Raw genomic sequence first — 18,568 nt, 5'->3', positions numbered from 1 at the left:
AGGCGTCCAGGGAGCGCGCGACGCCCGCGCAGAGCCGCGATGGCGCGTCGCTGCGCGCCGGGGTCATCCGCCTCAGGCCCGGCGAGCTGAGCGCTCACGAACACGGCTGCGCGCTGGCGCTCGCAGCCGATGTCAAGCCTGAACGGGCTCTCTCCCCGCGGGCCAGCGGCTCCGCGTCGAGCGCCTCGGCCCCCACGCGCGCTTCCCGGATCCCGTGGCGGATCGTCAGGACGATCGCGACGGTCACGGCTGGATCCGGCGCGAGCGCTTCGGCCCGGAAGCCGATGAGATCATTACCCTCGGCCGCCTTCGCGCCCGAACTTGAGGTCCGTGTCCGCTTCGTGGCACCCTGGCTTCGCGGAACCTCCTTCGTGACGTGCGGGGCGACGGCGCTGTCGCTCCGGCCGACGTCGAGGCTGCGCGCCTCCACGAACGTAACGGCGGCACTCGAGCACCACCCCTCCAACTCCGCCTCCCCCTTCTAGGATCACCGCGTGCAGATCTTGTCGGACCTCAAGCCTGGAGACACGCTGGGCCGCTACGAGATCCTCATGCCGGTCGCCCGTGGAGGGATGGCGGCCGTCTGGGCGGCGCGCCTCGTGGGCTCCCGCGGGTTCCAGAAGATCGTCGCCATCAAGACGATGCTGCCGGAGTTCGGCGACGACCCGGCCTTCGAGGCGATGTTCCTCGACGAGGCCCGCCTCGCGTCCCGCATCCGGCACCCCCACGCGGTCGAGATCGTCGAGCTCGGCGACGAGAACGGCGTGCTCTACATCGTCATGGAGTGGGTCGACGGCGACACCATCTCCACGCTGAACAAGCAGGTCAAATCGACCGGCGGCGTCCCCCTGCCCATCCTCCTGCGCATCGCCTCGAGCATCTGCGCCGGCCTGCACGCCGCGCACGAGCTCCGCGACGACGAGGGGAAGCTCGTCGACCTCGTGCACCGCGACATCTCGCCGCAGAACGTCATGGTGTCGTTCGACGGCATCGTGAAGATCGTCGACTTCGGCGTCGCCAAGGCCACGGGCCGGCTGCACGAGACGCGCGTCGTCGGCCAGCTCAAGGGCAAGATCCCGTACCTCTCGCCGGAGCAGCTCACGTCGGGCAAGGTCGACCGGCGCTCCGACATCTTCTCGCTCGGCGTCCTCCTCTACACGACCCTCAGCGGCTACCACCCGTTCCGCGGCCGGACGGACGCCAAGACGATGGAGAACATCCTGCGGTTCGCGCCCGTCCCCCTCCGCGAGCTCATGCCGGACGTCCCCTTCGATCTCGCGGTGGCGATCGAGCGCGCGCTGGCCAAGGACCCGGCGGACCGCTGGAACGACTGCGCGTCGTTCCAGCGCACGCTCGACCAGATCGCCATCTCGATCGGCACCCCCGTCACCGACGGCGACGTCGGCCGCTTCGTCCGCGAGACGCTCGGGGACATCGTGGCGGAGCGCCGGAAGAAGCTCGCGACGGCGATCCAGCTCGCGGACAGCCGCATGACGTCGCGGGGCGAGCGCACCACGTCGACGGTGCGTGGCGACCGGCGCGCCAGGCAGCAACAGGCGCCGGCCGGGAGCACGCCGCTCCCCGCCACCTTCGCCGGCATCCTCCCCGTCTCCCTCGACGACGCGCCCCCCAAGTCCAGCTCGCAGGCGCCGCCCTCCGCCGGCCTCGCGCAGCCGGTCGCCTCCGCGCCGCCGGCCCTGGTCACCCCGGCGCCGCGCCCCCGGCGGCGGTGGCGCCGCCGCTTCCGCCTGGCCCTGTTCGTGGTCCTGCTGCTCGTCTCAGGCGCGGCGTTCGCGGCCCGCGCGGGCATCTTGCCCGTGCCCGGCGCGGTGCACGGGCTCGTGCGCGACGGGCGCGAGCACCTCCGCGGCGCGCGCGAGGCGCTCCGCGGCGTGCTCGAGCGGCTGAGCGCCCTCCTCGCGGACTGACCTCGCCCGCCGGGCCGGCCCGGGATCGCCGCGCCGCCTCGCGTCGCCGCCAGCGCCGGGCCGCGCGCGCCGCCGTTCATCGTCGCCGGGCGGCGGCGCGGACGACCGCCCGCCCGGGGGACGTCACTTGATGCCGGAGGACGGCTCGGGGAGGCAGACGCCGAGCGTGCAGAGCAGGAGGTTGACGTCGCCGGCCGCGCAGTAGACCTGCCGCGCGCAGTAGTCGTCGTAGCCGCAGAGCTGGTGGCAGGACGCCTCGTTCCCGAGCGCGCCGGTGAAGGTCATGCAGGACCAGCCGCTCGAGAGCCACATCCCCTCGGGCCGCTTCGCGTCGAAGAGGCACGCCTCGGCGCGCGCCTCCGGATCGAACACCTCCGCGGTGCACGCGTCGCCCCCGGACAGCTTGCTCCGCGCGGCGGACATCGTGTTGAGCAGGTAGGTCACGTCGCACGTCTGCTCGGACGCCGAGTCCCGCACGATCCGGGCGCGCAGCTCGTCCTTCCTCGCCGCGTAGGCCCGGACGGCGCGGATCGCGCCCATCACCTTGTTGTTGCCGTCGTCGGGCTTCGTCCCCTCGGCGAGCGCCTCGAGCACCCGCTGGACGAGCTGCTCCGCCTCGGGATCGGCGCCCGCCGCGCCGTCCTTCGCGTAGCCGATCCGGATGTACGAGGTCGGCGTGCGGGGCGTACACGGCTTCGCGTGCGCCCAGAGCTCCTCGCTCACGATCGGCGGACGCTTCGTGAACGGCTGCTTGCAGACGCCCATCGCGCCGGGCGGCAGCGAGCCCGAGGCCCGGGGCGTCGGCTGCCCCGGCCCCTCGTTGACGTACTCGGTCGACGCGCAGCCCGCGGCGCCCGCCATGGCGGACAGCGCGAGCAGGCAGCTCACCGAGAGAGCTGCGGCGCAGCGAAGCGGAGCGATTGCCACGGCCGCACGGTAGCAGAGCCGGACCGCGAGCAGAAATTCTCGTCTACAGGCCCAGGCTCGATTGCTCGATCAGGTCGTCGACCACGGCCTCGAAGCTCTTCGTCCGGGCGTAGACCGCGAGCTGGCGATCCGCGCTCGTCCCCTCGTCGAGGATCGCCCGGATCCGATCGAGCTCGCCCTGCGACCCGAATATCTCCGCCGACTCCTGGACGAACTCGAGCAGCTCCCCGACGAGGAGGCGGACGGGGACCTGCTCCTGCTTGCCGAAGTCGATGAGCTGCCCGTCGATGCCGTAGCGCACGGCGCGCCACTTGTTCTCCTCGATGAGCTCCTGCCGGTACTCGCGGAAGCCCAGGTTTCGCCGGTAGAGCAGGTACAGCTTGCCCATGACGGCCTGGACGAGCGCCGCCAGCGCCACCGTGTCGTCGAGCCGCGTGGTCATGTCGCAGATCCGGATCTCGACCGTGTCGAAGAACGGGTGGGGGCGCACGTCCCACCAGATCTTCTTCGCGTTGTCGATGCAGCCCGTCTTCACGAGGAGGTCGACGAAGCGCTGGAAGTGGCCGTGGGACTCGAAGAGCCCCGGGATCCCGGTGCGCGGGAAGCGCTTGAATATCTCGCTGCGCGTGCTCTTCAGGCCCGAGGAGCGGCCTAGCCAGAACGGAGAGCTCGTCGACAGCGCGAGGATGTGCGGGAGGAAGTAGCGGACCTGGTTCGCGAGGGCCATCGCCACCTCGCGGTCCTTGACGCCGACGTGCACGTGCAGCCCGAAGATCAGGTTGGCGCGCGCGACGTCCTGCAGGTCCTCCACGATGCCCCGGTAGCGCTCGCCGTCGGTGATCTCCTGCTTCTTCCAGTCGCTGAACGGGTGCGTCCCCGCCGCGACGATGCGCATCCCCCCTTGCTGCGCGAGCGCCCGCAGGCTGCTGCGCAGCTCGGCGAGCTCCTCCCGCGCCTGCCGGACGTCGCGGCAGATGCCGGTGCCCGTCTCGACGACGGACTGGTGCATCTCCGGGCGGACCCGCTCGCGCAGGAGCTTGTGCCCCTGCCCCCCCTCGAGGAGCTGGCTCACGTACGACCGGAGCTCGCGCGTCTCCGCGTCGACGATCTGGAACTCCTCCTCGACGCCGAGCGTGAACTGGCCGTCGAGGAGCCCTTCGACGGCCGTCATCTCGGGGCCCCGAGCCGCACCTTCTCCGCGGAGGGGCGGACCAGCTTCGACCACGCGTACCCGTCGCGCGTCCGGCGGTCACCGCGCGCGCACTCCACGGCGAACGCGACCATCCAGTCGACGGCGATGTTGAAGTAGCGCTCGCGCAGGTGCTCGATGTGCATGTCGGGCGCCGGGTTCGTGAAGTCGATCGCGTAGGGGACGCCGTCCCGGATCGCGAACTCGATCGAGTTCATGTCGTAGCCGAGCGCCCGGTTGATCGTGGTCGCGTCCTCGATGATGCGGTCGTGCAGCGCCTTCGGGAGCCACCGCTCGTCGTCGTGCTGCACGTAGCAGCCGCGGAGCCCGGTGGGGCCGATCGCCTTCGGATCGTACTGGATCGGGAGGATGCGATCCTTGCCGATGCAGATGCAGCGGACGTAGTCGTCGAAGTCGATGAACTCCTGCAGGGTCATGACGTTCTGCCCCGAGGCGTTGTAGGCGGCGAACAGCTCCTCCTGGGTCCGCACGACCGACACGTCCTTCCAGCCGCCGCCGTCCGCGGGCTTGAGGATCGCCGGGAAGCGCACGTAGTCGATGATCGCCTCCCAGTTGAGCGGGTACTCGAGGTTGCGGAGGCTGCGCTCCTTGACGATCGCCGGGATGTAGTCGCGCTGGGGCAGCATGACGGTCCGCGGCGTCGCGATGCCGATCTGCGACGCGAGCGAGTAGCCGAAGAACTTGTCGTCCGCGCTCCACCAGAACGGGTCGTTGATCACGAACGCGCCGCCGAGCGCGGCGGCCTTCAGGTGGAAGCGGTAGTGCTTCACCTCCTGGCTGATCCGGTCGATGAGCACCCGGTAAGGGCTCTCGAAGCGCTCGGGCGTGCCGCCGATCCTCGCGATCTCCGCCCGGACCCCCGGCACCTTGTTGCACCTCTCGAGGAAGGCCTGCGGGAACGACTGCTCCCAGCCGACGAGGATGCCGATCTTCTCCGCCATACGTTGCTATCTCCTCCCACCACGTTTGTTCACGGCCACCGCCGCTGACGCACAGCGTAGCGCGGATACCCAGGAATTTTACGCTAGAAGTGTAGCGATGAGTCGGCTCGACCTGCGGGCAGGCGGCCCGATCCGCCCGTGTCAGCCCAGATCGGGTGGCGTGGGGCGCGGAGCGTGCGAGCGGAGCGTGAAAGGGAGAGCCCGAGGGAGCAGAGGGGACCAGCCGGGCCCGAGCCGGCGCGAGGGCGACACGAGATCGAGCGAAATCAGGCCAGATCGGCCATGGACGGAGCTGTCGCGAAAATAGATGTTGACGGACGCGGTTCGGCGAGTAGAGTCGCGCACCTCTCCGACGGGGCGGGTAGCTCAGCGGCAGAGCGTCGGCCTTACAAGCCGATGGTCGCAGGTTCGACCCCTGTCCCGCCCACTCCTGGGTCAGGGCCTGGGTTGAGTCTGGATGTGAGTTTGGGGTGGTAGTTAAGTTGGTTATAACGCCGGCCTGTCACGCCGGAGGCCGCGGGTTCGAGTCCCGTCCACCCCGCCAACTTTCCTTCCCTGTCTCCGAGTCGCCTTTCATCTGAGCCTCCTTCAGGACCGCATCGAGGATGCGGTCCTGTGAGGAAGTCGGACTGGGGTGGTAGTTAAGTTGGTTATAACGCCGGCCTGTCACGCCGGAGGCCGCGGGTTCGAGTCCCGTCCACCCCGCCAACTTTCCTTCCCTGTCTCCGGGTCGCTGTTCATCGAGCCTCCCTGTGCAGGGCTGCATCACCGATGCTGCCCTGTGAGGAAGCCGGGCTCATGAGGAGCTGAGCACGAGCAGGCGCCGCGCGCGAGGCGCGCATGGGCTGTCGTCGTCGCGACCGGCCTGCTTGCTTCCCGCAGGGGGGCAGCGCAGGGTGCGTTCATGGGCTTCCCCGCCGAGAAGCGCCAGCGCGCCACGCTCGCCGACCTCGAGACCGTCCCGCCCAACCTGATCGGTGAGCTCATCCGCGGGACGCTGTACGTCTTTCCTCGCCCCGCGCCGCCGCACGCGCACGCGTCGACTGCGCTGACCGGGGAGATAGTTGGGCCCTTCCAGCGCGGCCGCGGTGGACCGGGCGGGTGGCGCATCCTGGATGAGCCAGAGCTCCTCCTCGGCCCCGCGGGGGACGAGGACGACATGGTCCCCGATCTCGCCGGCTGGCGCATCGAGCGCATGCCGCGGCTCCCCCAGACCACGAAGTTCACGCTCGCGCCGGACTGGGTGTGCGAGGTCCTGAGCCCCAGCACCGTGGTCACCGACCGGGCAGAGAAGATGCCGGCGTACGCGCGCCACGGCGTCCGGCACCTGTGGCTGCTCGACCCCCTCGCGCGCACGCTCGAGGTGTTCGCGCTCGAGGCGGGGCGCTGGGTCGTCGTCGGCGTCCACCACGGGAGCGCCCGGGTCCGGGCCGAGCCGTTCGACGCCATCGAGCTCGAGCTGTCGGCGCTCTGGGACGAGGCCGAGGAAGCGCCTCAGGAAGGCGCACCAGCGGCCACCGCGGAAGGGCCGGCGCCGGCGCCGCGCAAGAAGCCGCCGACCGCCACGAAGAAGGGCCCACGGAAGGGGCGTACGCGGGCCTAGCAGGCGCCCCGGACCCCTCCCGGGGCGCTCAGGGCGCCGCCATCACGCGCTGGATCGCCGCCTCCAGATCGCGGAAGCTCACCGGCTTGATCAGGTGCTCGTGGAAGCCGACGCGCGTCGTCTTGCGGCGGTCCTCTTCCATCCCGTAGCCGCTCAGCGCGATCGCCCTGATCGCGCTGCCGGCGGAGCGGAGCGACTCGAGCAGATCCGTGCCGCTGCCGTCGGGCAGCCCGAGATCGCTCACGAGCAGATCGAACGCCTCCGCGCCGGTCAGGTCGAGCGCGCCGCGGACGGTCCGGGCGATGCGCACCGTGTGGCCGGTCAGCGTGAGCAGCTCGCTCATCATCTCCGCCGTGTCCTCGTGGTCCTCCACGAGCAGGATGCGCAGCGACCGCTTCGGCGCGGCCGCCCCGGCGGCCTTCGCCTGCGCCGGCGTCGCGGCCGCAGGGGGCCTCGCCGCGGGGAGGAAGACGCGGAACGTCGCCCCGGCCCCCCGCCCCGGGCTCGACGCCGTGATCGTGCCGCCGTGGAGCTGCACGATGGCCCGCGAGATCGCGAGCCCGAGGCCGAGCCCGCCGAAGTGCCGCGTCGTGGCCGTGTTGCCCTGCTCGAACGCGTCGAAGATCCGCGGCAGGACCTCGGGCTCGATGCCGACGCCCTCGTCCCCGACCTCGATGACCACCTGCTCGCCCTGCTGGTAGCACCGCAGCGCGATGTGCGAGCCGGGATAGCTGAACTTCACCGCGTTCTTGAGCAGGTTCCAGACCACCTGCTCGAGCCGGGCGACGTCGGCCGACACCCAGTGCTCGCCCGGCGCGACGTCGAGCGTCAGCCGGATGCTCTTGGCGTCGATCTCGTCGGCGCAGATCTCCATCGCGTGCTCGAGCACCGTGCGCGCCGTGACCGTCTGCGTCACGAGCTCCAGCTTGCCCCGGACCACCCGCGTCAGGTCGAGGAGATCGTCGATGAGGCGCGCCTCGAGCTCGGCGTTGCGCTGGATCATCTCGACGCCGCGCCGCACGTCCTCGGCCAGGTCGTCGCGGCGAAGCAGCCGCGACGCGGCGGTGACGACCGGCGTGAGCGGCGTCCTGAGCTCGTGCGACAGGACGGCCAGGAACTGATCCTTCGTGCGGTTCGCGTGCTCCGCGGCCTCGCGCGCCGCGATGAGATCCGCCTCGACCTGCTTGCGGCGCGTGATGTCCTGCACCACCGCCATCGTGCGGACGACGCGGCCGCCCCCGTCCCGCATCGCCGTCACCGTGGTGCTCGCCCAGAGGCGCTCCCCGCCCTTCGTCACGTAGCGGTTCTCCAGCGCGAAATCGGCGATCTCGCCGCGCAGCAGGCGGCGGTACAGCTCGCCGACGCGGCCCAGATCCTCGGGGTCCGTGACCTCGTGGAGGGGCTTGCCGAGGAGCTCGGCCACCTCGTGGCCGAGCATGCCCGCGAACCGCCTGTTCACCCGCACGAAGCGGCCCGTGTCGGGCTCGCACTGGACCTTGCCGACCACGGCGCTCTCGAAGATCGAGCGGAAGTCCTCCTCGCTCGCGCGCAGCGCCTCCTCCGCGCGCTTGCGCCGCGTGATGTCGTTCACCATCGCGGACGCGCCGATGATCTTGCCGGACGCGTCGCGGATGGGCGCGAGGTTGATCGACACGTCGATGCGGCCGCCGCCGCGCGCGACGCCCACCGTCTCGAGGGCGTCGAGGCGCTCGCCGCCGACCGCCTGCTCGAGGACGGCGCGCAGCTCGTCGGCGCGCTCGGGCGGGACGAGGACGTGGAGGGGGCGATCGAGCGCCTCCCGCTCGCCGTACCCGAACATCCGCTCGGCGGCGGCGTTCCATGTCGTGATCGCCCCGCCCACGGTCGCGCCGATGATCGCCTGCTCGGCCGACTCCACGATCGCGGCGAGCCGGGCCCGCTGCACCTCGGCCTCCTTCAGGGTCGTCACGTCCACGAGCGTGACGACCACGCCCGAGATGACGTTGGCCAGCGTGCGGTACGGGAGGACCCGCATCATGTAGCAGCACTGGCCGTCCTCCAGGCGCACCTCCCGCTCTCGCGGGGTGAGCGTCCGCAGCACGTCGCGGGCGTCCGACGCGAGCGACGCGGCGTCGAAGCGCGCCGTGATGTCGAGGATGGACCTGCCGACGTCGCCCTCGATCAGCCGGAACACCTCCGTCGCCGCGGGCGTGAACCGGCGGATCCTGAGCTCCTCGTCGAGGAACACCGTCGGGATCCGCGCGCTGAGCAGGAGGTTCTGGAGATCGCCGTTCGCCGCGTCGAGCTGCGCGATCTTCGTCTTGAGCTCGGCGTTCAGCCCCTCGAACTCCTGGTTCAGGCTCTGGAGCTCCTCGTTCATGCTGAGGAGCTCCTCGTTCGAGCTCTTGAGCTCCTCGTTCGAGGTCTCGAGCTCCTCGATGGTCGTCTGGAGGTGCTCCCGCGTGGCCTTGAGCTCGTGCTCGAGCTGGTCGACGAGCGACGCGCTCTCGCGCCGGGGCCCGGGCGGCGGCGCCTCCCCCCGCGCGGCCGGCCGGAGCTCGTCGAACAGGACGACGAAGAGGCCGAGGTCGTCCTCGAGGTCGCCGAGGGGCCGCACGACGAGGTTGAGGCGCTGCGTGCCCGCGATGGTCTCCACCGCGATGTTCTCGTGCACCACCTGCTCGCGCGCCCTGACGGCGCGGTGCACGGCCGACCGCACCTCGGGGCGCAGCGCGCGCAGCACCATGTTCGAGACGTTGACGTCGAGCGCCCCCGTCGAGGGCGCCAGGTACTTCCCCGTCTCGCCGGACAGGTACACGATGTCGCCCTGCTCGTTCACGACGACGCACGGCGGCCCGTAGCGATCGAGCAGGCGCCGCTCGATGGTGCGCTCGATGCTCTGGTCGGGCGGCCAGGCGCCGCGGGAGGGCTCGCCCGCGCGCCGGTCCGCCCTGGTCCGCTCCGCGAACGGGAGCCGCGGCGGCGCGTGCCCGGCGCCGCGCTTCCTCTGGAAGATGCGCCGCTTGCCGTCGACCGCGCGGAACAGCTCGCTCCGCTGCGACACGCTCTCCGCGGGGCCGAGGAGCAGGTGGCCCCCCTCGACGAGCGCGTAGTGGAAGACCCCGAGCACCCGCTTCTGGAGCTCGCCTTCGAGGTAGATGAGGACATTGCGGCACGAGATCAGGTCGAGCCGCGAGAACGGCGGATCCTGGATGAGATCGTGCCGTGAGAAGACGCAGAGATCGCGGATCTCCTTGGCCACCGAGCGGGCGCCCCCCTCCTCGGGGACGAAGAAGCGCGCGAGCCGCTCCGGCGAGATGTGCTGCGTCGCCTCCTCGGGGTAGCGGCCCTGCCGGGCGATCTCGATCGCCTCGTCGTCAACGTCCGTGCCGAAGATCTGGACGCGCGGGGCCGCGGGCAGCGTCGCGATGTGCTCCGTGAGGAGCATGGCGATCGTGTAGACCTCCTCTCCGGTGGCGCAGCCCGCCACCCAGACGCGGAGCTGGCCTTCCGCCCCCCGGCCGGCGAGGAGCGCGGGCACGAGCTCTTGCCGAACGACCTCGAAGGTCTCCGGGTCGCGGAAGAACTCGGTCACGCCGATGAGGAGGTCGCGGACGAGCTGCACGGGCTCGTCCGCCTCGCGCCGGAGCAGCGCCAGGTAATCGGCGACGCTGGTCGCCCGCAGCACCCGGGCCCGGTGCTGCACCCGCCGGAGCAGCGTCGTCCGCTTGTACTGACGGAAGTCGTGGCCGGTGTGCTCGAGGAGCAGGGCGCAGATCTCCGGCAGCCGCTCGGCGATCTCTTCCTCGACGAGGCGCGCGCGGTCGCCCTCCAGGCGGAGGCGCCGCGCGTGCTCGAGCAGCGCGGCCGGCATGTCGCGGAGGGCGAGCACGTAGTGGACGAGCCCCGTCGCGATCGCGTGCCGCGGCATCTCCGGGTGGTGGGCCGTCGCCGGGAGCTGCGCGATCGTGAGCCCGCCGTGCTCCCGGACCGCCTTGAGACCGACCGCGCCGTCGAGCTCCGACCCGGAGAGCACCACCGCCGCCGCCCGCTGCTGGCTGTCCTCCGCGAGCGAGCGGAACAGCGCGTCGATCGCGGTGCGATGCCCCCGCGGCTCCGCGAGCTTGCTCAGGCGGAAGACGCCGTCGTGGAGGGTCGTGGCGACGTTCGACGGCGTGACGTAGACGTGATCGGGCTCGATCGGCAGGCCGTCCGCGGCCTCCCGCACGGGCATGGCGGTGTGCGGCGCGAGGAGCTGCGGCACCACGCCCGCGTGGTGCGGATCCAGGTGCACGAGCACGAAGGCGAGCCCGCTGTCGGGCGGCATCGCCGACAGGAAGGTCCTGAAAGCCTCCAGGCCGCCCGCCGACGCGCCGAACGCGACGATGAGGCTGTCGGCCGAACGCGTCCGGGGCTGCGACCCGTCGCCCGGCGCACCATCGCGGGTCTCCTCGTGACTTTGTATCAAGGCGCCCCGACGCTTAGTACACGTCTGGGACAGCAGCCAGCGAACGTGCGCGCAAGGCAAGCTCGACCACCGAATAAGGAACTACCCGACCGCGATCTCGTGCGGGCCCGCCTCACGGCAGCGTCGTTGTCGCGCGCGCGCCTCATCCCATTGCCGGGCGCGCGCTCGCGACGCTTCTCCTTGACAACTCACGAGATCTCCGCGTGCATAGCCGCCGAGCGGCCGAGCTGGCCGCCAGGACAGAGAGTTCTTCAATGAGCAGGTTTCTTATCTTCTGGAGGGCGACGCCCGTCGCGGTGAAGGCCGCGGCGGTGTGCCTCGTGGTGGTCACGCTGGGCGCCGTGGTGCTCGTCGGGCGCTGCGCCGTCACGCAGACGCGGACGGAGCAGGCCGGGCCGGCGCTCGTGAGCGGCGCGGTGATCACGATCGACACGGTGCCCGCCGCGCCGCCGGGGGTCGTCGTGGTCGGGCAGGCGACGGACTTCGGCGGGCCCCTCACCGCGGGGGTGAACGCGCTGCGCGGCCTCGTGTACTTCGTGCCGAGCGGCACGTCGCACCTCCTCAACACCGCGTCTCTGAGCCCGGTCGCGGTGCTCTACACGTCACGTCTCGACATCTCGCCGCGCTCCTGGGAGAGCGGCTTTCCGGGCGTGCCCGGCGGCCGCAACGAGTGGTTCCAGATCGCGTACGAGGGAGAGTTCGTGACCGCGCGCAGCGGAGCTCACCAGTTCGAGCTGCTCTCCGACGACGGCTCCAGGCTGTTCATCGACGATCACCTGGTGATCGAGAACGACGGCCGGCACCCTCCGGCGAGCGCGCAGGGCGCCGTGGTGCTCCAGCCGGGGAAGCACCGGATCCGGGTCGGGTACTTCCAGGGGCCGCGCTTCGAGATCGCGCTGCAGCTCTTCGTGACGCCCCCGCAGGGCGCGCGGCAGATCCTCGACATCTCCCGCGTGCTGTGATCGCGCCGGGCCTCAGCCGCCGCGCTGCGCGAGCGTGAGCAGCGCCTTCACCTTCTTGTACGAGATATGGGGGTTGTCCTCGGAGCCCCCGAGGTCGTCCTCGTCCTCGTCCGCGCCCTGGGCGCGGACCGGCATCCAGACGTAATCCGGGTGCAGCTCCTTGCCGTTGACCCCGTTGATGATCGACGGGTTCTTGATCCACTCGCCGCCGAGGATCGTGAGGTTCTCGTCGAGCTCGAGCACGTAGTGCAGCTCCGACACGGAGAGCGGCACGTTGCGCTGATCGGGCGGGAGGCGGAGCGTGTCGCCGGTGACCGAGTCGGAGATCATCCAGAACCGCCCCGCCACGCGGGCGAAGCGCCGCGCGTTCGGGTTGAACCTGTAATTGAAGCAGTCGGCGCCGTGGTACGCGCCGCCGCAGAGGAGCCGCGCGGCCTCCGTCACGTTCACCTCCTCGATGACGTCGATCGAGAACTGCTTCACGGGGAAGCTCCACACCTCCACGTCCCAGGTGTGGTCGACGACGAACATGAGCCGCTGCCGCTCGGTCGTCGCGCTGTTGAGCGGCTTCGCGCCGACCCCGAGCAGCCCGGTCATGGCGACGTGCATCGTGGCGGGGTTGAGATCGCGGCAGGCCGGGTCGATGGGCCTGCCGTAGACGTCGCGCATCGTACGGTCGGCCCGCGTCTCGCAGCGGCGCCCCGAGAAGGTCACGGTGTCGCTGAAGTAGAGCTCGCTCATCAGCGCCTCGATGTCCGCCATGCGGAAGAGCACGCAGCCTGTCTCCGCCGCGGCGCACTCGGTCACCTTGTCGTTGACGAGCTTCACCCGGACGTCGCGGCGCGGCCCGGCGCCCTCGGCGGCGACGTAGGCCGACCACCCGTTGCAGTGCCCCCACCAGTACTCCGGATAGACGCCCTGGTAGAGCCCGTGGTGCTGCAGCTCCCAGCGCGTCGCCGGGCCGGCCGCGACCACCGCGGGCTGGATGTACGGCGGGTTGCGCAGGTACTGGGGCCTCCTCAGGTCATCCATGCTCCACGTGGCGATGCCCGCGAGCGACTCGTGCTGCCCCGGGTGGACGAGGAGGTCGTATTTCTCGACCGGAGAGATGTTGTCCGGGTCGGAGGTCAGGTCGGAGTAGTTCTTGTTCAGCGAATTCCAGCGATCGGCGATGCCGTTCTGTCGCTGCGGCCACCAGTTGGAGGCGAACGCGCTCGTCTGCGCCTCGCCTTGCCGGAGCGACGTGTTGAGCTGGAGCAGGGAGCCCTGGAGATCCGGGTGCAGGAACGAGGGCGAGTTCGCGCCGTCGATCGCCTCGCGGCCGCCGGGCGTCGGGAGGAGGAGCTGGTGGGAGCCGCCGAGGATCTGGCCGGTCTCGGGCGAGAAGCCGAGCACGTAGGGCACGGACCCGCCTTCGATGAACCGGAAGGTCGAGCCGTTCACGCTGCTCTCCGCGACAGCGACGCTCTCTCCCGGCGCCGGGTCCAGCTCCGCGCAGCCCAGGACCAGAAACATCGAGCCCACGAGGCTCGCCCTCATCCGCGTCTTCATCGCTGATCCCCCCGGAGCCCGACCACCGCCGGCCCCCGGGGCGCTCTCTGCAGACGCCGCGCCACCGGGCTCGGCAGCAAAGAGCGCAGCCATTGCACGCGCGGTGGATCTCCGCGGAGCGCCTGCGCTCGCTCACCGCGCGCCGATACGCCAGAGCACGACCTTCACGGTGTCGATGAGGATGGAGATGTCGAACCAGAGCGAGAAGCTCTTCATGTAATAGAGATCGTACTGGAGCTTCTCCAGCGCGTCCTCGGCGGACGCGCCGTAACGGCATCGCACCTGCGCATGTCCCGTCACTCCCGGCTTCACGCAGAGCCGCTGCCGGAAGAAGGGGATCTGCTTCTCGAGCGCCTCGATGAACTCGGGGCGCTCGGGCCTCGGCCCCACCATGCTCATCTCCCCGACGAGCACGTTCCAGAGCTGCGGCAGCTCGTCGAGCCGTGTCTTCCGGATGAACCGCCCCACCCGGGTCACGCGCGGATCGTTCTCGACGGCCCACGCGGCCCCGTTCTTCTCGGCGTCGGTCCTCATCGATCGGAATTTGTGGATCATGAACGGCCTCCCGAGGGCGCCTGTCCGGATCTGCGAGTAGAGCGCCGGACCCCTGGAGTCGAGCTTCACCGCGATCGCCGTGAGCGCCATCAGCGGCAGCGCCAGCGCGAGCCCCGCGGCCGCGCACACCACGTCGAAGATCCGCTTCGCGACGAGCGTCCGCCGCCGCACGCCGAACCCGTGAGCGAAGATGATCTGGCTCGGCTTCAGCTCGCGCACGAAGATCTTGCCTGTCACGCGCTCGTAGAAGTCGATGCCCTCCTCGATCTCGACGCCGCGGAACTTCAGCTCGAGCAGCTCCTCGAGCGGGAGGGCGGCGCGGCGGTCGGAGGTCGCCACGATCACGGTCGCCGCGCCGCGCTGCTCGACGAGGCGCCGGAGATCTCGATATCTCCCCGCGACGTCGGGCGCGTCGATCGGCTCCTCGTCGCGGACGAGCCGGCCCGCGAGGCGCAGCCCGAGGACCTCGCCGTCCTTCTGGATGAGGCCCGCGCACGAGCGGGCGAGCTCGCCGGAGCCGAGCACGACGGTGAGCTTGCAGAAGCTCTCGCTCCTCAGCACCCGGCTCCACGCCGCGCGCCACGCCGGGAGCACGAGCGCCGCCGCCCCGAGCGAGATCAGGAGCACCCGGTCGCCCACCTCCACGTCCGGCACGATCCAGAACGCGAGCCACAGCACGGCCGCCGCCACGCCGAGCGCCCGGAACGTCGTCAGGAACAGCGCGCGCGCTCGCAGCGGCTCGGGCCCGTAGACGCCGTGATAATAAAGCGACGTCAGCGCCACCAACGAGATGCTCAGCGTCCGCCCGAAGCGCTCTCCATCGAGCGCGTGCTCCCAGCCCACGAGCACGCCCGGCGCGCAGCACACCAGCAGCGACAGCAGGCTGGCCTCGACAAACCACACCATGGCCCGGCGTGGCGACCGGAACAGCTCCAGCATCGTCCCTCCACTCGTCGGCCCCAGGCGGTCGCGCATCACGGCGCATCGCCTCTGACGGGGCACACACGGTTGTAGTTGAGCCCACATTAGGGCAGACCAGGGCACAACGCCAGATGCCTCCGACGAATCTCGTTTCACGTCGGCGGACTGGACCGCAGCGCGCGGCGCCGGGCGCGGCGAAATCGACGCGGTCGCCGCCACCCGCGCCGGTTCTGCGCGGGCTGTCGCGGAGCGGCGTCGTGGGGAGTCGCGGCGCGAGGACGCGGACGCCATCGACGGACTGCGTGCGTCGATCCCGCAGCGCCGCTCAGGCGTTGTATCGAGTCGCCGTGTGGCGGGCGCGTCGCTCCTGGACGGAGGGGGCCTCGCGTGCGAGCGGAGAGGGGGTTATCGCGTGGCGGCTGGCGCCGGCGCTCCGCCCTGCGCAGAGCGCGCGGGCGCGCTGGCTCGCTCGGAGCGCTCGGGCGGCGGCCCGTCCGACGCCTCGCCGGCGACGCCGCCGCGGTCGTCGCGATCGCGGCCCGGCTCGGGCGCCTGCCAGCGGCCGGACGGCATCCCCTGGATCATCGCCTGGCGGCGCTCGTCGTCCCAGGCGCCGTCGGGATCGCGGCGCAGGGTCCGGTGCCGGTCCGTCGACAGCGTCCCCGAGATCCCGGCGCTCACGATGCTCCTGAGCGAGCCGCCGGCCTCGCCTGCCCGCGGCGCCGGATCGAGCGCGGCGCGGACGTACTCCAGATCGACGCCGCCTCGCAGCGCGACCCCGCGCGCGCCCGGCAGCGGACAGGCGATCTCCGCGCCGGCGAGCGCCGTGATCGTGGACAGCGACCCTTCCCTGGACGGCGCCGGCGAGCCGGGGGCGAGGTGGAGCGGCGGGCTCGCGGCGACGGGGGCGCTGCCGGACGAGAGGCGGGCGACGCCGGTGACGACGAGGTCGCGGGTCGCGCCCCCCCGAACGGGCCGGAAGCTCGCTTCGACGGACGCCTCGTGCTCGTGCCCGAATCCGATCCTCGGCCCGAGCGACGTGTACGCGTAGGCATACCCCGCTGTCAGCCGGTAACGCTCGGCCACGTAGGTGAGCCCGGCTCGCGCCGTGGGCGCGATCACCGCGTCGCGCGACGCCAGCACGGGCGGCGGGCTCGCGACGGTGACGCCGCCGGAGACGCGCGTCGAGAGGTTCCGCGTGAGCTCGTGGGACTCGGCGAGGAGCGCCTCGCCCGCGTGGACGCGCGCCGCGCCGCGGGTGAGCTCGGTGTCGAGCAGCGCATGGTAATACTGCGTGACCTCGTACCGGAGCTCGGGTGTCAGCGTGTCGAGCGGGCCGACGTCGATCGAGGTGCTCGCCTCGGCGCGCCCCGTGTGCGCGTCGACCCCGACCGCGGCTGGGTCGTCGGCCGACAGCGCGCCCGCCTGCTCGTATCCGGCCCCGACGCGCACCGCGGCGCGCCGCGATGTGGTGATGGCCAGGGCCGGTCCGCCGGAGAGCGTGTATTGCAGGCGATTGCCGAACAGGAACGGATCGCGCGCGGCGAGCGCGTCGTCAGCGCGCACGCCGAGCCGCGTCGCGAGGTAGCCAGCCGCGGCCATCGAGAGATCCGCGACCGGCGATATCGCCCAGCCCGCTCCCCCGCCGAGCCGCGCCGAGGCGCTGTCGGACGGCGCGGCTCGGGCCGAGTCGAGCGAGATCTGAAAGACCCGCTCGTAGCTCCCGTCGAGGCCGAATCCATAGCGCGACACGGCGCCTCGAAGCGAGCCCTCGACCGATCCCTGGACACCCGCCATCAGCGCGCCCGTGCCCACGTCCCCGACGTTGGACGCCACGCTCTGCTCCACCGCCGCTCGCGCCGTCACGTCGGAGTCCCACATCGGCAAGACGAACCAGAACACGCGCCCCCCTCTGCCGAGCGGCAGGGCCCGTGGAACGGAGCGACCCGCTGCGTCGCCCTCCCCTCCCCGGCAGCGCGCCCGGCACCCGGAGCCTCCCACGCTCGATGATGTTTGCAACATCACAAATACGACCTTGGCATGCCGCCGGTAGCTCTCGAACGCTGCGCGGGCGGCGGCACCAGGGACGCTCCAGCGCGGGCGAGGCCGGATGCCGGCGACAGCTCGGGAAGCGTGGACGTGCGCGCACGGGGCGGGACGTACCCCGGAGTCCACCTCTCTCCCGCTGGGGGCGGCCGAGAACCAAGTGATGTTTCTCACACTGGAAATGTCTGGTGTGGAGGTGAGGGCATGGACGAGGAACGCAGGCCGAGGCCGCTGCGCGTTCTGTGGGTGACGCGCATCTTTCCGAACCGGGTCGAGCCGCTGTCGTGCGCGTTCCAGCGGCAGCAGCTCGCGGCGCTGTCGCGCCGCTGCGCGGTGGAGGTGCTCGCGGCGATCCCGTACCACCCGGGCGTGTCGCTCCTCGGCGAGCGCACGCGCCCTGGGCGCCTGACGGCGGTGCCCGCGCGCGACGAGATCGACGGCGTCCCGGTGGTCCACCCGCGCGCGCCCTACCTCCCGGGGGCGGGCCGCGTGCTGGCGCCCGTGAACGCGCCGCTTTACCTGGCGGGGCTCCTGCCGCACGTGCCGCGGCTGCGCGGGCGGTTCGACGTGGTGCTGGGCGCGTGGCTCTACCCCGACGCCTGCGCCGCGGCGCTGCTCGCCCGGATGCTCGGCCTGCCCTACGCGGTGAAGGCCCACGGCACGGACGTGAACGTCGTTGCCCGCTGGCGCTCGGTCCGCCCGCTCGTCGGCGGCGCGCTCCGGTCCGCGGCGTACTCCATCGGCGTGAGCCGGCCGATGGTCGAGGCGCTCGTGGCGCTCGGCGCCCCGGAGGAGCGCGCGGTCCTCGTCCGGAACGGGGTCGACCGCGCCCTCTTCCGCCCGGCCGACCGGCGCGCCGCCCGGCGCGAGCTCGGGCTCCCGGAGCGCGGGCGCGTGGTGACGTTCGTCGGGCACGTCAGCCGGGAGAAGGGCATCCACGAGCTGCTGCGCGCCTTCGAGGCGCTCGGCGGGGACGGCGGGGGGGCGGAGCCGGTCCACCTCGTGGTCGTCGGCGATGGCCCGGAGCGGGGCGCGGTCGAGCAGGCGTCGGCGCGGCGCGAGCGCGCGCGCCGGGCGAGCGACGGGCGCGACGTGCGCGGGCGGATCATCGCGGCCGGGGCGCGGCCGCTCGCCGACGTCGCGCGCTACCTCGCCGCGACCGACCTGCTGGCGCTGCCGAGCTGGGCGGAGGGCACCCCGAACGTGGTGCTCGAGGCGCTCGCCGCCGCGCGGCCCGTGGTGGCCACGAGCGTGGGGGGCATCCCGGATGTGGTGGAGTCCGGCCGCACCGGCCTGCTCGTGCCGCCGCGCGACGCCGGCGCGCTCGGCCGGGCGATCCGCGAGGCGCTCGCGCGGACGTGGGACGAGCGCGCGTTCGCCGAGGCGGCGCCGCCGTCGTGGGAGGAGAGCGCCGAGGCGCTGCGGCGGGTGCTCGCGCGGGCGGCGTTCGGACAACCACGGCGGGTCGCGGCCTAGG

Annotated in this window: 12 protein-coding genes and 3 tRNA genes; 7 read left to right on the top strand and 8 right to left on the bottom strand. The window is 71.9% G+C overall.

Annotated features, from left to right (window positions below; all coding sequences use genetic code 11):
• Positions 1 to 94 precede the first annotated feature (94 nt).
• The gene (locus tag WME76_RS14840) at positions 95 to 430 is read right to left on the bottom strand and encodes a hypothetical protein (protein ID WP_437960776.1); all 336 of its coding nucleotides are present in this window, start codon (positions 428 to 430) and stop codon (positions 95 to 97) included.
• Between the two features lie 64 nt (positions 431 to 494).
• Here WME76_RS14840 and WME76_RS14835 point away from each other — a divergent pair, with 64 nt between their 5' ends.
• Positions 495 to 1,928, top strand: a complete 1,434-nt coding sequence (locus WME76_RS14835; protein ID WP_437960775.1) for a serine/threonine protein kinase — start codon at positions 495 to 497, stop codon at positions 1,926 to 1,928.
• 123 nt (positions 1,929 to 2,051) lie between these two features.
• Here the strand turns inward: WME76_RS14835 and WME76_RS14830 are convergent, their stop codons facing one another.
• From WME76_RS14830 to WME76_RS14820, 3 genes are all read right to left on the bottom strand, one after another.
• Positions 2,052 to 2,816: a hypothetical protein gene (locus WME76_RS14830; RefSeq protein WP_437960774.1), complete on the bottom strand. Its 765-nt coding sequence runs from the start codon at positions 2,814 to 2,816 to the stop codon at positions 2,052 to 2,054.
• 82 nt (positions 2,817 to 2,898) lie between these two features.
• Complete coding sequence (locus WME76_RS14825) at positions 2,899 to 4,026, bottom strand: carboxylate-amine ligase (RefSeq protein WP_437960773.1); 1,128 nt, start codon at positions 4,024 to 4,026, stop codon at positions 2,899 to 2,901.
• Complete coding sequence (locus WME76_RS14820; RefSeq protein ID WP_437960772.1) at positions 4,023 to 5,006, bottom strand: ATP-grasp domain-containing protein; 984 nt, start codon at positions 5,004 to 5,006, stop codon at positions 4,023 to 4,025. Before WME76_RS14820 ends, WME76_RS14825 begins: the two co-directional genes overlap by 4 nt.
• Positions 5,007 to 5,361: 355 nt before the next feature.
• On the opposite strand from WME76_RS14820, the gene WME76_RS14815 reads away from it, so the two are divergent.
• The 4 genes from WME76_RS14815 (at position 5,362) to WME76_RS14800 (ending at position 6,609) form a co-directional block, all read left to right on the top strand.
• A tRNA-Val gene (locus WME76_RS14815) sits at positions 5,362 to 5,433 on the top strand.
• Between the two features lie 40 nt (positions 5,434 to 5,473).
• A tRNA-Asp gene (locus tag WME76_RS14810) sits at positions 5,474 to 5,550 on the top strand.
• 87 nt (positions 5,551 to 5,637) lie between these two features.
• Positions 5,638 to 5,714, top strand: a tRNA-Asp gene (locus tag WME76_RS14805).
• A 196-nt stretch (positions 5,715 to 5,910) separates the two neighbouring features.
• Complete coding sequence (locus tag WME76_RS14800; RefSeq protein ID WP_437960771.1) at positions 5,911 to 6,609, top strand: Uma2 family endonuclease; 699 nt, start codon at positions 5,911 to 5,913, stop codon at positions 6,607 to 6,609.
• A 28-nt stretch (positions 6,610 to 6,637) separates the two neighbouring features.
• Here WME76_RS14800 and WME76_RS14795 read toward each other — a convergent pair whose 3' ends face one another.
• On the bottom strand, positions 6,638 to 11,056 hold the full coding sequence (locus tag WME76_RS14795) for a CheR family methyltransferase (RefSeq protein ID WP_437960770.1): 4,419 nt from the start codon (positions 11,054 to 11,056) through the stop codon (positions 6,638 to 6,640).
• 254 nt (positions 11,057 to 11,310) lie between these two features.
• Here WME76_RS14795 and WME76_RS14790 point away from each other — a divergent pair, with 254 nt between their 5' ends.
• Positions 11,311 to 12,018 (top strand): PA14 domain-containing protein, encoded by a 708-nt coding sequence (locus WME76_RS14790; RefSeq protein WP_437960769.1) that lies wholly within the window; start codon positions 11,311 to 11,313, stop codon positions 12,016 to 12,018.
• Between the two features lie 12 nt (positions 12,019 to 12,030).
• Here WME76_RS14790 and WME76_RS14785 read toward each other — a convergent pair whose 3' ends face one another.
• From WME76_RS14785 to WME76_RS14775, 3 genes are all read right to left on the bottom strand, one after another.
• Positions 12,031 to 13,557, bottom strand: coding sequence for a hypothetical protein (locus tag WME76_RS14785; RefSeq protein ID WP_437960768.1), 1,527 nt, complete (start codon positions 13,555 to 13,557; stop codon positions 12,031 to 12,033).
• 144 nt (positions 13,558 to 13,701) lie between these two features.
• Positions 13,702 to 15,099: a TIGR03013 family XrtA/PEP-CTERM system glycosyltransferase gene (locus WME76_RS14780; protein ID WP_437962114.1), complete on the bottom strand. Its 1,398-nt coding sequence runs from the start codon at positions 15,097 to 15,099 to the stop codon at positions 13,702 to 13,704.
• A 351-nt stretch (positions 15,100 to 15,450) separates the two neighbouring features.
• Positions 15,451 to 16,947: a hypothetical protein gene (locus WME76_RS14775; protein WP_437960767.1), complete on the bottom strand. Its 1,497-nt coding sequence runs from the start codon at positions 16,945 to 16,947 to the stop codon at positions 15,451 to 15,453.
• Positions 16,948 to 17,295: 348 nt separating this feature from the next.
• On the opposite strand from WME76_RS14775, the gene WME76_RS14770 reads away from it, so the two are divergent.
• On the top strand, positions 17,296 to 18,567 hold the full coding sequence (locus WME76_RS14770; protein WP_437960766.1) for a glycosyltransferase family 4 protein: 1,272 nt from the start codon (positions 17,296 to 17,298) through the stop codon (positions 18,565 to 18,567).
• Position 18,568: the final 1 nt, after the last annotated feature.

This window comes from Sorangium sp. So ce119 (genome assembly GCF_051524405.1).
Lineage (GTDB): Bacteria > Myxococcota_A > Polyangia > Polyangiales > Polyangiaceae > Sorangium > Sorangium cellulosum_G.
This window is presented reverse-complemented; position numbering and strand designations above follow the sequence as displayed.